We start from the raw sequence: 15,010 nt of genomic DNA, 5'->3' as shown, positions 1-15,010 counted from the left end.
ATCAATGTTGCACTGCTTCTTGCCTTGCATTTTTTGGGGCTTGTTTTAAAACAGCAGGCCACAGCCTTTATTCTCCTTTGGAAAATCATGGGGAAGATGTGCGCTGACAAATTGTCTGCCGTCATAAACATGAAACATTAAATCATTATTGGTCAAGTGTCAAGAATCAATTGATTTTTTCGGTTAAAGCCCGGTGTCCATTGGGTTGGCAGAATAAAAAGGGTTGGTATTTGGCCTTTACCCCATTTTCATTTATTGGGGGCGGGCACCTGATCTTCGTATGCTGCGCAGTTCTGGGTGCACAAATGTGGAAAACTTATTCAAACATTTACAAAAAATGATTGCACTTGCCGTAAAAATAATTTTCTGTATACTGATTTTATGTAAGTGTTCTGCAATGGTGAGGTTGCTGTTCAAGGCTTTATCTCCATGGGGCCAGAATTTTAACAGTCTCTGAGTACAGGGGAACAATATGAATGAAAAATTAACTGTTCTTGTGGGGGAGGATCCTGCGGGTGCGGAGTTGTCCATCCAGGACGGACTGGAAAAAATTGGGATGAGGTGCCTTGCCTGTAGCAACGGCATTGACCTTGTACGCAGGGCTATTTTGAAAAATCCGGATATCATTGTGATGGATGTCGCTTTGCCCCGCATGAATGGATATCAGTGTGCACGGATACTCAGGCATGATTCTGTGACCCGGAATACGCCGATTATTCATCTGGGGGCCAATAGCGGCCCTGTGGATCGTTATTGGAGCAAAGTGTGCGGCGGGAACCTGTTCCTTGATGTTCCCCTGGAAAGTGCAGAATTGCATTCCTCCATCCATGCCCTTGTTCCAGGCGGCGGGGTGCGCCCCAGGCCCGTTACATCGGATAATGTCATACCGGAGATGACGGATCAGTCTATTTTGGGGCTTGCCACCAATCTTCTTGAGCAAGATCTGTTGAAGCTCAATATTCTAAAAGAGATCAACATGGTGGATAGCATGGACAATTCCCCGGGGGAGCTCTTTTCTTCCTTATTTGCCATTATTAACTCCCTTTACCCTTTTTCTTCGGGTTCTGTTTTGTTGGTGTATGACAACCATGTTGAGTTCTATTTCTGCGGTGAGGACATGCCTGGAAAGAAACGCTCATCTGAACTTAAAACCTTGATCCTTGACCAGTTACGGCACCGCCAGGATATTCGTATCAATCCTGATGATATTGTTGATGTAATGATTGAATCTGACATTTCCGCTCCCTCCTCCCCCGGAAATGAGGATGTGTATGTTCACATTGGCGAAAATCAGGGGGCGGTGCGTATCGGGCTTGCTTTTGAAAATATTCACCTGGAAGCCTATAATCGGGATGAGAAATCAATTTTTTATCTTGCCCTGGAGCTTATCCGGGGGGTTATTGAAAAGAAAATTTTTTTTCGCATGAATCAGGAGCTCTCCTTGATTGACATCGCCACCCAGGGCTATTCCATCACGTTTTTCATGGAGGTTCTGGGTCGGGAAATGGAGAATGCCACAAGACATAATTATACCATCACCCTTTTTACCATGCTGTTTGCTAACTTTGCCACCATTAGCAGAGAAATGGATAGTTCGCAATTAAAGGCATTACTCATGTCCATTCAGACATCTATTTTAAGGAGCATGAGAAAAACAGATGTGGTAGCCAGATGGAATCAGGCCAATTTTGCGTTTTTATTGACTCACACGACCTTGGAAGGCTCCCGGGAGGCCATGGTGAGGGTGAAAAAAACTCTTTTGAGCGATCTTGCTGAGTCAGGAATTGACGTTGGCCTGATTAAGCTGATGTTTGGTGCATGTCAATTCAATGCAGTTAGAGATAAAACAGCGGAAAATTTTTTTAAAAATGCTATGCCTCGGAAGCAATAATCATTGAGGCCCTGAAATTAGCTGGCAGGACATGATGAAAAATAAAAAAAACGATAAAAAATGGGAAAAACTTAGACTGGGAGAACTTCTGGTGGCGGAGGGCGTGCTTTCCGAGGAACATAAAAAAGAGGCGCTGGCCATCCAGAAAACTCTTTCTATATATAAAACATTGGGCGAAATTTGTCTGGAAAAAAAATTTCTTTCCCGGCGGGACCTGAATCGGATACTGGCAAAATATCACAAACGGATTCCTCTGGGTACGCTTTTAATGAATCTTGGCATGATCAGCCATCAACAGCTCAAGAACGTCCTGGCGGAACAGAGGCAAAGCGGTGAAAAAATTGGAGCCATTCTTATCAAAAAAGGTATGATCAATGAGAAAGTACTTGTGGATACCCTGGCCACACAAATGGGTATCTTAAAAATTTTTCCAGATTTCCATCTCATTGACCGCAATCTTTTAAAGGGGTGGAGCGAAGATTTTCTAAAGAAAAATCTTATTCTCCCCGCATTTAAAGAAAAGAATGAAGTGACAGTGATCATGGCCGACCCCTTTCATCAGGAACTGATTCAAGATGTGGGGCGCATGTTTCAATGTAAAATTCGTCCAGCCATTGCCACCTCCATGGATATCAAGCGTGCCCTTCATCAACATTTTCAAAAGGTCTCCCTTGATGTGATGCCGCGCATGGCCGTCAAAACCGAAGATAACACCAAAGATCTGGTGGTGGGGGACGAAGGCCTTACCAGTGGCGGCCCGGAGGGGGTGGTGGGGGTGCTGGATTTTATCATTAGCAATGCCATTGCAGAAGGGGCCAGTGATATTCACATTGAACCCAAGGAGTCAAGTCTCCAGATCCGGTATCGCATTGACGGCATTCTTCACCATAAAACCGATCTTCCCGTTTCCATGGCCCCGGGCTTGAGCTCCCGCATTAAAATTTTGTGTAAACTGGATATTTCTGAAAAAAGAAAGCACCAGGACGGCAGACTCCGTGCCCAGGTCATGGAGCAGGATGTGGACATGCGGGTGTCGGTGTATGCCGCAGCCTTTGGTGAAAATATTGTCATTCGTATTCTCTATCGTCAGAGTAACTTCATTGATATTGACCAGCTGGGCATCACCCCTGAAAATAAACGAAAATTTCTTGATCTCATGGCATTGCCGTCGGGCATCCTTCTTGTGACAGGTCCCACAGGCAGCGGCAAGACCACCACCCTTTATTCTGCCATTAATCATATCAATGACGGATCTAAATCCATCATTACTGTGGAGGACCCGGTGGAATATGTCATGGAAGGGGTGGTCCAGGGGCAGCTTAATCCCAAACTTGGGCACACCTATGTGGATTTTATCAAATCCATGATGCGCCAGGACCCTGATGTGATCATGGTGGGGGAGGTGCGGGATACTTTGTCTGCCGAGGCTGTGGTCCAGGCCTCTTTGACAGGGCACAAGGTGTTGACCACCCTTCACACCGAAGATGCCACCGGTGGTCTTTTGCGGCTGGTGGAAATGGGCATTGATGCCTTTCTCATCACATCCACGGTGGTGGCTGTGATGGCCCAGCGACTGGTCCGGGTGCTCTGTCCCCGGTGCAAAAAAACCTATACACCGGATGCGGTGCAATTGGGCATACTGGGGGTGGACACCGATATACCGGGGGATGTGAAGTTTTATAAAGCTGTGGGGTGCAGCTACTGTGATCACATGGGTTATCGGGGGCGCACGGGCATCCATGAGTTGCTGTGCATGAATGATAAAGTCAGAGATATTCTGTTAAGCCATAGCACCGGCAGTGACATTCGTCGGGTGGCCAGGGCCCAGGCGGGATTAATGACCATGCGGGAGGACGGATTCTATAAACTGATGCAGGGAATCACTTCTTTTGATGAGGTTTCCCGGGTGCTTCCCTGGCAGGATACGGAAGATGACCTGGTGCGGTCTTCCCGGGAGATCATTGCCATGGCAGAGGGGGCAAAAAACTCTGAAAGCGGTGATGGGATTTTGGCCCCTGTGGATGCCGAGAAGGTTCATAATGGGGAAGAGGAGGTAACCGGCACAGGAAAAGACGGTATGGTTTTCAAGGTGGCTCTGGATATCTCAGCCATGGATAAATTCCGGGATAAGCTGGTTGAATTTTTTGGTATATACCAGCGCAATGCCGTCCATGGTAAGGATGGTGCTCCCCCGGATGTGTCCAGCGCCGAATGCCGGAGGTTCATTGATTTTGTCAACGGCGCCATGAAACATGCCAGATCCCTTGCGGTATCTCCCTTTGCAGAACTTGTGCTGCGTAAAAAGGGAAGGGAACTGGAAATCGTTGTGGAGTTTCTTGTGCGGGAGCCGTCTCCAAAGCGTAAGGGGGATGATACTGTTTATAAGGGACCCCGGCTGCTTAATTTTATTCGGAAACAAAATAATGCCCATGGTACTGCCAGGGGTGTCCATGGCGGTAGTTCGGGCAGCGGGACATATCGAAAAGTTGTGAAAAAAATGTTGTGGGAACCCCGTTTAATTTAGCTGTTTTTGTTTATTTAACCAATGTTTCAAAAATATGGTATTCTTCAATGTGGTAATGGGGTTCTGGATAGATGGCAATGGGGCTGTTCACTTTTATCTCCAGGGAAGAGATAAGGCCTTTTTCTTCTCCGTGGAGGAGCTGGGCAATCTCTGGATGAACCTTAACCGTGAATTTGTTACCCATCATGTCCGAAGCTTCATTGAGAAGGTCTCTATATATCTTATGGCAAATGGACTTGCCGGACAGGAGCATGCCGTCGCCGTTACAGTAAAAGCAGGGCTCGCACAGGGATCTGGTGAGGTTTTTTCTCACCCTTTTGCGGGTCATCTGCACCAATCCAAGTTCAGACAGAGGCAGGACATTGGTTTGGCTTTTGTCTTTCTTCAGGGCTTCATTGAGGTGTGACATAACTTTTTCCCGGTGTTGGCTTTTTTTCATGTCAATGAAATCAATGATAATAATGCCCCCGATGTTTCTCAGGCGGATCTGGTAGGCAATTTCTTTCACAGCTTCCAGATTGGTTTTAACAATGGTTTCTTCAAAATTGTGCTTGCCCACGTACCGCCCGGTGTTGACATCAATGGCCACAAGCGCCTCTGTCTGCTCAATGATGATATATCCTCCGGATTTAAGCCACACCTTTCTTTTCAATGCCCGGGCAATGTCCCCTTCAATATTATACGCATCAAAAATAGGTTCCACACCGGTGTAGTGCTCCACTGATACCTTGAGATCGGGCATGAGTTTTTCAAGGAAATCGAGTACGTTGTTGTAGCCTTCCCGGGAATCAATGATCAGTTTGTCTGCCTCATCATTTAAAAGATCCCGCACCGCCCGGAAGGTGACGGTGAGATCCCGGTATACCAGGCATGGGGCAGACACGGTTTTGTTTTTTTTCTGGATGTCTTCCCAGGTTTTGTTTAAAAAGGATATCTCCTTTTTCAGGGTTTTTTCCTGGATGCCCTGGGCTGCGGTTCTAAAAATATAACCAAAGGTATCTTCCCTGAAAGAAAGGAGCAGCTCCTTGAGCCGGGTGCGCTCTTTTTCATCAACTATGCGCTTGGATATGCCGATGTGGTCCACGGTGGGCATGAGAACCATGAAACGCCCGGGCAGGGAAATGTGGGTGGTGACCCGGGGACCTTTGGTGCCAATGGGGGATTTTGATATCTGCACCAATATCTCCTGGCCTTCGGTGATGAGGTCTTCAATGGGGCAGTCCGTGGTTCTGGCAGACTTCCATCCGGCAGGGGGGGAGAGTTCCTCTTCTTTGATATCTGAATCATCACTGTCTTCTTCCCCGTCTGTGTCATTTTCCTGCTCAAACCGCTGGGCAAGTTCTGCAGTGGTGTCATCAAGTATATCATCCACGTAAAGAAAAGCGGCCTGGTTCAATCCAATGTCCACAAAGGCGGCCTGCATGCCCGGCAGTACGCGTTGAACCCGCCCTTTATAGATATTGCCTGTGATATTGGATTCATCTCCCCGTTCCATGAACAGTTCAACAATGTTGCCGTTTTCCAGCACGGCAACCCGGGTTTCATGTTCTGCTGCATTGACAACCAGTTCTTTCAACATGGTATTTTGTCCTGTTTTTGTTTAACAATCTGTGCCGCGTGGAGAACGGTGTCAGGAACCTTAAGGGCTTCCTGCAATATTTCCGCCGGCCTGATGATTCGATCCTGATATTTTTTTAATACAATTTCCAGGTGAAAATTGTCAATAATCTTAAGTTTCTGGGTCACTTTTCGTAAATCTGTGGAACGGGTCTTTCCTTTGAAATTACGTTTTTCCACAATGAACTCCGGGGCCGCCATAAAGGTGTCCACCAGGGCAGGGTCAATGGTATGACCGGGCAGGAAGATGCGATAGCTTGTGGGGAGGTCCTTTGCTTTTTTATTGATTCGGGCCACAGGGATGCAATTAATAATGGTTATTCCCCGGGGGAGTATCTGGTTGAGTTTTTCCACAATTTCCATGGGATCTGTTTTAATATGGGCATGGATATTGAAAAATTCCTCTTCACTTTCCATGCCCACGGGAAGGGGATTGTCAAAGGAGAGCTTCATGGCAGGGGAGAACCCTTTGGAGTATTTTACTGTGATACCAATGCGGCGTATGGCCCGCCGGATGATTTTTGCCAGCTCCAGGTGGCCAAAATGCCTGGCATCTCCCAGGCGTGAATAAAAACAGCGGTATTGGGTAAAATGTTCTGGAAGGTTGTCCCTGGAGGGGCCTTTGTCTTCCATGGTGTCCGGTTCCATGTCAGTGGCAAGGGGAGCATGGAGCACCGGTTGTATCTTTTTAAAATCACAGATGCCGCAGCCGGTGCAGTCGGCTTCCCTGCAATCCGGTGTCAGCTGGGGAATCAGTGCACGCTGGAATTCTTTTTCCATGAATTTGTCTGAAATGCCGCAATCAATGTGGGCCCAGGGAAGGCGTTCTTTGGGGGTGCGCTCCCGGGTGGTATAAAACAGCGGATCAATACCCTGTTTTTCAAAGGCTGCCATCCAGGTATCAAAATTAAACATGTCCGACCAGCCATCCAGCCGGCATCCCATTTCCCATGCCGTCACAAGAACCCGGCTGAGCTTTCTGTCCCCCCTGGCCCATATTCCCTCAAGTACGCTCATGTCGGGATCCTGCCACTTGAGGTTAATGCCGGGGTGTCTGAGGTTTGCCTTTAAAAACAGGAGGTTCTCCCGGGATTTTTCCGAAGGGATCTGGCTGCAGCGCTGGAAAGGTGTATGGGCCTTGGGGATGAAAGTGGCAAAGCTGACATTGATCTGGCTTTTGCCTTTACCGTTTATTTTAATTCCGGCAAGCTGCCGGGCCATGTCACAGATGCCCTGGATATCCTCCTGGGTCTCCGTGGGCAGTCCGTTCATGAAATAGAGCTTGATGCGCCGCCATCCCAGCTCAAAGGCGCTGTTCACAGTATCAAAAATATCTTCCTGGGTGATGTTTTTATTGATCACATCCCGCAGTCGCTGGGTTCCGGCCTCCGGAGCAATGGTAAATCCGGTTTTTTTCACCTTTTTGATGATTTTCATCAACTCCGGTGTCAATCTTCCCGCCCGAATGGAGGGCAGAGAAATGGCTGTACAATGGTTGGGATTCACCGAAAGAAGTTTGTCCATGAGGGTGGCCAGATCTCCATAATCTCCCGTGCTCAGGGAAAGCAGTGAAACATCGCTGTAACCGGTTTCTTTTAAAGAACGCCGGGTGATGTCCAAGAGCTCCTTTGTGGATCTCTCTCTCACCGGGCGGTAGATCATGCCTGCCTGGCAGAATCTGCATCCCCTGGAGCAGCCCCGGGCAATTTCCAGACGAAGCCTGTCATGGACCGGTTTTCCAAAGGGGACCACCGGAGCGGTGGGAAGCGGAGCCGTGGAGATGTCCGGCAGGATGGCTCTTTTAATCCGTCGGTAATCAGGGTACTCAGGGGTCATCTGCTGAATATTCTGTTCGTCATAATGTACCTTGAAAAAAGAGGGCACATAAATTCCCTGGAGGGTGGAAAGTTTCTTTAAAAGTTCGGTTTTATCTCTGCCCCCCTCTTGTTTCCACTGGATCACGGTCCGGGACAACTCCACAATGACCTCTTCTCCGTCACCAATGACAAAGAGATCAAAAAAATCGGCCAGGGGTTCCGGGTTAAAGGCACAGGGGCCACCGGCGATGATCAGGGGAAAGGTGTCATTCCTCTCTTTGGCATAAAACGGAATGCCGGAAAGATTAAGCATTGTTAGGATGTTGGTGAAATTAAGCTCATATAAAAGGCTGAATCCAATGATGTTAAATTCTTTTAGATCCACCCCTGATTCCAGGGAAAACAGGGGAAGACCTTTCTCCAGAAGCGCTTTTTCCATGTCTGGAGCCGGGGTAAAAAAGCGCTCTGCAGCAATGTTCTCCTGCTCATTTAATATGGTATAAAGGATCTGCATGCCAAAATGGGAGGTTCCAATTTCATAAAGATCAGGGAATGCCAGGGCAAAGGTAAGATCCATCCGGGTCAGGTCTTTTTTAACGGCATTGACCTCGGAGCCAAGATATCTGCTGGGCATCTCCACAAAGGGGAGGACGGCTTGTATATTTTTTGGGTTCATGATAGAGAACTTTTAATAAATCCATATTGTTTGATTATTTATAGCAAATAAGAATTATTACATTTTATCTTGGATAAAGCAATGGTAAAATGACGGCCTTGTGAATGAATATCAACTAAGAGGGAGATGCAATGCAGCGAGTAAAAATAAAAGAGCTCCTTGGCAACACCACTGCCATGGATAAGGTGCTGGTAAAGGGGTGGGTGAGAACCAGACGTGACTCAAAAACCTTTTCCTTTATGGAGCTTAATGACGGTTCCTGTTTGAAAAATATTCAGGTTATTGCCGATGTCTCCCTGGATAACTATGCAGAAGTTGTAAAGCTCACCACAGGTTCAGCCATTTGTGTTGAGGGCAGACTTGTGGCTTCTCCGGGAAAGGGGCAAAAATGGGAAATCCACGCAGATCACATGGACATTATCAGTATGGCCCCCGAGGATTATCCCTTGCAGAAGAAACGGCATTCCGATGAGTTCTTAAGAACCATTGCCCATTTAAGGCCCAGGACCAATAAATACGGAGCCATGTTTCGTATTCGATCGGAAATGGCCCTTGCCATCCATCAGTTCTATAGAGAAAAGGGGTTTCGTTACCTCCATGCCCCGGTGATCACCGGGTCCGATTGTGAAGGGGCAGGGGAGATGTTCCGGGTGACCAACCTTGACCTTGCCGGTGTGGCAACCTCCGGAAAGATGGACCCCTCTGATGACTTTTTTGGCCAGGAGGCTAATTTAACGGTGTCCGGCCAGTTGTCTGCCGAGATGTTTGCCCTGTCACTGGGGGATGTGTATACCTTTGGCCCCACCTTTCGGGCCGAAAATTCCAACACCAGCCGCCATGTTGCCGAATTCTGGATGCTGGAGCCGGAAATGGCCTTTTGTGATCTTGACGGTAACATGGACCATGGCGAAGAACTTATCAAATACCTCACCCGCCATGCCATGGAACAATGTGAAGAAGATCTGTCTTTGTTCACCAAGTTTGTGGATAAAGGCCTTTCTAACGTGCTTTCTGTTCTTGTGAATGAGCCCTACGAACGCATCACCTATGCCCAGGCCGTGGATATTTTGTTGAAATCGGGAAAAAGGTTTGAGTACAAGGTTGAAAGCGGCATTGATCTTCAATCCGAGCATGAACGCTTCCTTGCCGAAGTGTATTTTAAAAAGCCGGTGTTTCTCACCCATTATCCCAAAACCATCAAGCCTTTTTACATGCGGGTCAATGATGACAATGAAACAGTGGCTGCCGTGGATCTTCTGGTGCCCCGCATTGGAGAAATCATTGGCGGCAGTCAGCGGGAGGAGCGTCTGGATGTGCTGGAAAACCGTATGAATGAGATGAATCTACCCGGGGAAGCCTATTGGTGGTATCTGGATTCCCGGCGATTCGGGTCGGTTCCCCATTCCGGATTTGGCATGGGCTTTGAACGATTTCTCATGCTCATCACCGGAGTGACCAATATCCGGGACGTGGTTCCCTTTCCCAGAACCCCGGGAAGCATTGATTTTTAACTTGCAGTCAGACTTGTTCCGCTGAAATCCGCATGGTCGGGGGAAAATTTTTTGCTTGATTTTTTACTTTTTTTTTTATAACTGCCATGGGCAGAACCGAGGCCAAAATACGGTTTATCCATAGCAGTGTAATGTGTTATCACAGGATCATTGAATCGTTTTGGGGAACTCAATAGGAGATTATTTAAATGCCCACACTGGAAGAGAGGAAAGCAGAAACGAAAAAAGAGTTGGAAAGCAGGCTGAAAGACAGGGGCCATGAACTGGGAATTACCCCGGAATTTTCAGAGTACATTGAGATGATGGAAACCTACTTGCTGACCTTGGAAAGGCGGGTGATGCGCCTTGAAAAAGAGCATGATCTCCATGGAAAGGATGTTTTACAGGCGGATTTGTAAAAAACATTTAATAAAACTGCATCCATCCCGGTTTTTTCTATAACCGCCATGGGCAGGCCTTATTCTAACCTCGGTCTGCCCACAACAAAGATAGAAATTCTCTACAGGTTTGCGGCGTATTTCACATAAACGGGCATGTCCTGTCGAACATAACGAATAGTGAAAATGGTGTCATACCGCCGCCCCCCGAGGGGCAATGGGCCCGGTCGGAACTGTAGACAGCTCAATTGGCCGGTTCCTATTGCCCCTCGGGGGGGGCTCGGCTGAGGTCGCCTGGAAGTTTTATTTTCTAACAAAAAAAATATTCATAAACTTTTACGATTGGTTATGGCTTCTGGGCATCCTGTATGGCCACCTCTTCAAATGTTTTGATTTCCGCCAGAATCCGGGTGGCTGCCTCCATAAGCTGAAAGGCCAGGGCAGCACCGGTACCTTCTCCCAGTCTGAATTGGAGGTCCAGCAGGGGATCAAGCTGCATTCTCTGGTGCATAAAGGCGTGCCCCACTTCAACGGATCGATGGCCCGCAAAGAGATAGTCCCGGGCATGGGGGGCAAGTTCACAGGCAATGAGTGCCCCTGCTGTGGAAATGATACCGTCACACACCACCGGGATGCCATGGGCCGCCGCTCCCAGCACCAGCCCGGCAAGGCCCCCAATCTCAAAACCTCCCACCTTGGAAAGCACATCAATGGGGTCCTGGGGATCAGGGTTATGAAGTGCCAGGCCCTTGTCAATGACAGCAATTTTATTTTCCAGCATTTCATCGTTTATGCCGGTACCCCTGCCTGTGAGTTTTGATGGGGTAATGCCTGAAAAGGCGGCAATAATGGCCGTGGACGGGGTGGTGTTACCGATACCCATATCGCCGGTTCCCAATAGGTCAAGGCCTTGTTGCTCCACCAGTTCATCCACAATGTGGACACCGGCCATGATGCTTTCAACGGCTTCTTCTCTTGTCATGGCAGGGGTTTTGGTGAAATTGGAGGTTCCTTTTCTTACTTTTTTGTGAAAAATGGGCATCTCCGGGTTGAAGTCAAAATTAACCCCTATGTCTGCCACCTTCACCGTGGCTCCCACATGTTTTGCCAGCACATTGATGGATGCGCCGTTGTTGACAAAATTTTCCACCATCTGGGGGGTGACTTCCTGGGGGAAAAGGCTGACACCTTCTTCAACCACCCCGTGATCTCCTGCGCAGGTGATGACTATTTTTTTATTAAAACTGACATCCAGTGTGCCGGTGATGGCTGCCAGTTTTGCCCCCACCCCTTCCAGGATGCCAAGGCTTCCGGCAGGTCTTGCCTGTTCTGCCAGCCGCTTCAGGGCCTTTTGTTTGATTTTCCGGCTGGATGGCTCAATGTTTTTTATTACCTGTGTCAACTTTTCCATTTTTTGTCCTTTGGCTTGAATTGAGATGCACGATAAAACCGGTCAGTTGTGGAAAAGGGGGGCTGTTTTTTTTGCAGAAACAAAATAACTTTGCCCCCTTGTATTCGCCTTTGTCTGGATGGCCGGTGTGAAATATTTTTTTAAATTTCAGGCTGAGTAAGCGGGCTTAGGGAGTCCATGGAAAATAATATATCCAAATTAAATGAGCCTTGCTTGATAGTGCCGGACATGTCTTTTCAGAGTGGGTATTTTTATTGTCATAGCACCCTAAGTCTTTACTTAATGGGTGTTCATTTGCTTACTTTGTCATATTTGATATCGTCGGCAAAGACTTCCATTCCTTTTTTCATGGCACAGAAATCACCGCACATGGTACAGGTTTTTTCTTCCTGGGGGCATCTTTCCCGGCGCATCTGTTTTGCCACTTCCGGGAACATGAGGTGTTTTTCAAGATCTTCCCAGCGCATGTCCCGTCTTGCCATGGCTGCCAGTTTTTCAGATTCTCTTTTGTTGGGATATTTTGAAATGTCACCGATTCTAACGGCCAGCCGGGTGGCCCGGACACCCTCTCTTACATCATTTTCATTGGGCAGGGCAAGGTGCTCGGCCGGGGTGATGTAACACACCAGATCTGCGCCGTGCCAGGAAGATGTGGCAGCTCCGATGGCCGCTGTGATGTGATCGTAACCGGCCCCGGTGTCTGCGGGCAGGGGCCCCAGGACATAATAGGGGGCATTGCCGCTCATTCGTTTTTCCAGCATGATGTTGCCCTGGATTTCATCCAGGGGCACATGGCCGGGTCCTTCCACCATCATCTGACAGCCCCTTTCCCTGCCAAGTTCTGCCAGTTCGCAGTTGATGATCATCTCTGCCATCTGTGCCCGGTCGTGGCTGTCATGGATGGCACCGGCCCGGATGCCGTTACCAAGGGAGAGGACAGCATCATATTTTTTCATTAGATCGCATACCCGGTCAAACTGTTCATACAGTGGATTTTCTTTTCCTGTGGCATCCATCCAGGCCACCATAAAGGTACCCCCCTTGGAGGCAAGTCCTCCATATCTAAAGCCCTGTTTTCTGAGCCGCTCAATGGTGTATTGATTGATGCCGCAATGGATTGCCATGAAGCTCAGGCCGTCGGCCAGCTGTTTTTCTATGAGGTCAAAGAGAAATTCCGGGTCCAGCTTGGAGGGATTTTTGTATTTTCTGCCGGTTTCTTTAAACGCCTGGTACAGAGGCACATTCCCCACCGGCAGATTTACAGCTTTTAAAACTTCCCGTCGGATGGCATCAAGATCTCCGCCTGCGGAAAGCTCCATAAGGGTGTCAGCCCCTTCTTCCTGGGCGATGAGGGCTTTTCTCACCTCTGCATCAATGTCGCAGATGTCCGAGGATGTGCCGATGGAGGCATTTACCTTGGTGCGAAGTCCCGCACCAATGCCCACGGCCCGCTGGTTTTTTCTTGAGGGATTACAGGGAATGACAATTTCACCTTTGGCCACACGGCTGCGGATGAGTTCGGGGGAGATGTTTTCGTCGGCGGCCACCTGGTTCATTTGCTCAGAGATGATCCCGTCTCTGGCGATTTCAAGCTGGGTTTTCATTGGTTTATGTCCTTTTTACGGTCAAGTTCCGGACATTTTCCCGGAACTGACTTTGGTGTCAGCCCTGGGATTTACCATTTCACCTGGGTGGTTCTTTACCGTTTCTGGCAGGTCTTCTGACTTACGGATCATTGAAGTGACTTGCGTCTTCCCACAACGTTTATAAAGACGTTGCAGTGACATGGATGCAGCCACTCTCCCCGTTTACAGCGGCGGGACCGTTCCGGATTTTCACCGGATTCCCTTATTAAGGCAAGGTGCCACCAGAAACAGTGCGATGTTGGGACGCTAAATTACCATGGTATTGTTGGGGTGTCAATGTCAAAAAAAGATCCCTGTTTAAGACTCCTTCAGTTTAAAAATAAAGGGCAGGCCCATGAGTCCCACAACGGCACACACCAGATACATGTTACCAAGCCCGATGAGGTCAGCAATGCCACCCACCACCACAATGGCAATGGATCGGGTGATAAAGGAGATCATCATAAAAAGGCCATTGGCCGCAGAAGGGCTTCCCTTTGCCTGTTCCTGGATGATTGCCAGCATCACCGGGGTGGTGGAGAGAATGCAAAAGCCTGTGAGGCAAAGCATGACAGCCTTGAGTATCCCGGCGGTGATGATAAACAAAAACAGCGTAACCGGGGCCAGCATCACTGCGGCACAGAGGATTTTTTTCCTTCCCACGGTATCGCTTAAAATGCCTGCACTTAACACCCCGGCCACCCCAAATGCCTCATAAAGGGCAAGGGCGCTTCCGGCAAGCCAGAGATTCCCTGTCTGCTGCTCAATGAACACCGGAAGAAATACCCCCATGGCCGAATGCATGAAGGCCCGGGCTGTGAGTATCCCGGCAAGGGGTGTCAATACGTGGCGGATTTCTTTTGTGGTGGTGAGCAGAGATGTTTTTTTAGGGGAGCTGTTGGATGACATGTCCAGGGGGGCAAGTTTGATATAAAGCATCACCGAGGTGGCCAAGGCAAAAATCATCATGGGGTAAAATCCGGCAAGGCCTCCCATGGAGACCACACCCACGGCAATGATGGGGCCTGCCATTCTTGCAGCTTCCCCTCCGGTCATGTAAAAACTCATGCCACGGCCCTTTTTGTTGCCTGATACATGGGCAATGACCCCGGGGGCCGGGACATGGTAAACAGCCACACTGATACCTGAGATAAAAAACATGGCCAGAAGCATCCAGTAGTGTGTTGCCATGCCAATGAGGCACATGGGGACGGCGGTTATGCTGGGGGCCAGAATAATGGCCCACCGGGCAAGTCCCTTTCTATCTGCCAGGGCACCGATAAAGGGGTTCAGCAGTGCAGGAAGCTGCATGATGGTGGATAGCAGCCCGGCCTGGTAAAGGGTGATGGAGAGTTTTTCTATGATAATGGGTAGAACCGGGGCAAGAAAACTTGTGTAAATATCATGGATGAAATGGGAAAAAGAGAGGAGCAGAACATGCTGGGTCTGGAATTTTTTTTCATGGGATGCCATAGGAAAAGGTCCTTGTGAAGATAAATGCACCCCATATTCACACCCCTGGCAGGGCCGTTACTTTTTGTCCGGGGGCTTTTTGTCATGG

General features: G+C 48.6%; 9 protein-coding genes and 1 riboswitch. Of the genes, 4 read left to right on the top strand and 5 right to left on the bottom strand.

What is annotated here, in order from left to right; translation table 11 throughout:
- Window positions 1–472: 472 nt before the first annotated feature.
- The gene (locus B9A32_RS04135; RefSeq protein ID WP_084067115.1) at window positions 473–1,891 is read left to right on the top strand and encodes a diguanylate cyclase domain-containing protein; all 1,419 of its coding nucleotides are present in this window, start codon (window positions 473–475) and stop codon (window positions 1,889–1,891) included.
- A gap of 31 nt (window positions 1,892–1,922) precedes the next feature.
- Window positions 1,923–4,415, top strand: coding sequence for a GspE/PulE family protein (locus tag B9A32_RS04130; protein ID WP_084067114.1), 2,493 nt, complete (start codon window positions 1,923–1,925; stop codon window positions 4,413–4,415).
- A gap of 10 nt (window positions 4,416–4,425) precedes the next feature.
- On the opposite strand, the gene B9A32_RS04125 is transcribed toward B9A32_RS04130, so the two are convergent.
- Together B9A32_RS04125 and B9A32_RS04120 are read right to left on the bottom strand one after the other, a co-directional pair.
- Window positions 4,426–5,994 carry an Rne/Rng family ribonuclease gene (locus B9A32_RS04125; protein WP_084067113.1) on the bottom strand — a complete coding sequence of 523 codons (1,569 nt, stop codon included), beginning with the start codon at window positions 5,992–5,994 and terminating at the stop codon, window positions 4,426–4,428.
- Window positions 5,988–8,525: a TIGR03960 family B12-binding radical SAM protein gene (locus B9A32_RS04120; RefSeq protein ID WP_084067112.1), complete on the bottom strand. Its 2,538-nt coding sequence runs from the start codon at window positions 8,523–8,525 to the stop codon at window positions 5,988–5,990. Before B9A32_RS04120 ends, B9A32_RS04125 begins: the two co-directional genes overlap by 7 nt.
- Window positions 8,526–8,656: 131 nt before the next feature.
- On the opposite strand from B9A32_RS04120, the gene asnS reads away from it, so the two are divergent.
- Together asnS and B9A32_RS04110 are read left to right on the top strand one after the other, a co-directional pair.
- Complete coding sequence (asnS, locus tag B9A32_RS04115; RefSeq protein WP_084067111.1) at window positions 8,657–10,036, top strand: asparagine--tRNA ligase; 1,380 nt, start codon at window positions 8,657–8,659, stop codon at window positions 10,034–10,036.
- Between the two features lie 188 nt (window positions 10,037–10,224).
- On the top strand, window positions 10,225–10,434 hold the full coding sequence (locus B9A32_RS04110; protein ID WP_084067110.1) for a hypothetical protein: 210 nt from the start codon (window positions 10,225–10,227) through the stop codon (window positions 10,432–10,434).
- 325 nt (window positions 10,435–10,759) lie between these two features.
- Here B9A32_RS04110 and cobT read toward each other — a convergent pair whose 3' ends face one another.
- The 3 genes from cobT to B9A32_RS04095 all read right to left on the bottom strand — a co-directional run bounded on the left by cobT (window position 10,760) and on the right by B9A32_RS04095 (window position 14,922).
- On the bottom strand, window positions 10,760–11,824 hold the full coding sequence (cobT, locus tag B9A32_RS04105) for a nicotinate-nucleotide--dimethylbenzimidazole phosphoribosyltransferase (protein WP_084067109.1): 1,065 nt from the start codon (window positions 11,822–11,824) through the stop codon (window positions 10,760–10,762).
- Window positions 11,825–12,114: 290 nt separating this feature from the next.
- Entirely contained in the window at window positions 12,115–13,428 is a 1,314-nt protein-coding gene (gene thiC / locus B9A32_RS04100; RefSeq protein WP_084067108.1) for a phosphomethylpyrimidine synthase ThiC, read from the bottom strand.
- A gap of 89 nt (window positions 13,429–13,517) precedes the next feature.
- Window positions 13,518–13,711, bottom strand: a riboswitch (cobalamin riboswitch).
- A gap of 56 nt (window positions 13,712–13,767) precedes the next feature.
- Window positions 13,768–14,922, bottom strand: a complete 1,155-nt coding sequence (locus B9A32_RS04095; protein ID WP_084067107.1) for an MFS transporter — start codon at window positions 14,920–14,922, stop codon at window positions 13,768–13,770.
- Window positions 14,923–15,010: the final 88 nt, after the last annotated feature.

This window comes from Desulfocicer vacuolatum DSM 3385, assembly GCF_900176365.1.
Classification (GTDB): Bacteria; Desulfobacterota; Desulfobacteria; order Desulfobacterales; family Desulfobacteraceae; genus Desulfocicer; species Desulfocicer vacuolatum.
This window is presented reverse-complemented; position numbering and strand designations above follow the sequence as displayed.

Coding starts and splice junctions, on each gene's coding strand:
- B9A32_RS04135 (WP_084067115.1), top strand. CDS start 473: ATGAATGAAAAATTAACTGTTCTTGTGGGGGAGGATCCTGCGGGTGCG.
- B9A32_RS04130 (WP_084067114.1), top strand. CDS start 1,923: ATGATGAAAAATAAAAAAAACGATAAAAAATGGGAAAAACTTAGACTG.
- B9A32_RS04125 (WP_084067113.1), bottom strand. CDS start 5,994: ATGTTGAAAGAACTGGTTGTCAATGCAGCAGAACATGAAACCCGGGTT.
- B9A32_RS04120 (WP_084067112.1), bottom strand. CDS start 8,525: ATGAACCCAAAAAATATACAAGCCGTCCTCCCCTTTGTGGAGATGCCC.
- asnS (WP_084067111.1), top strand. CDS start 8,657: ATGCAGCGAGTAAAAATAAAAGAGCTCCTTGGCAACACCACTGCCATG.
- B9A32_RS04110 (WP_084067110.1), top strand. CDS start 10,225: ATGCCCACACTGGAAGAGAGGAAAGCAGAAACGAAAAAAGAGTTGGAA.
- cobT (WP_084067109.1), bottom strand. CDS start 11,824: ATGGAAAAGTTGACACAGGTAATAAAAAACATTGAGCCATCCAGCCGG.
- thiC (WP_084067108.1), bottom strand. CDS start 13,428: ATGAAAACCCAGCTTGAAATCGCCAGAGACGGGATCATCTCTGAGCAA.
- B9A32_RS04095 (WP_084067107.1), bottom strand. CDS start 14,922: ATGGCATCCCATGAAAAAAAATTCCAGACCCAGCATGTTCTGCTCCTC.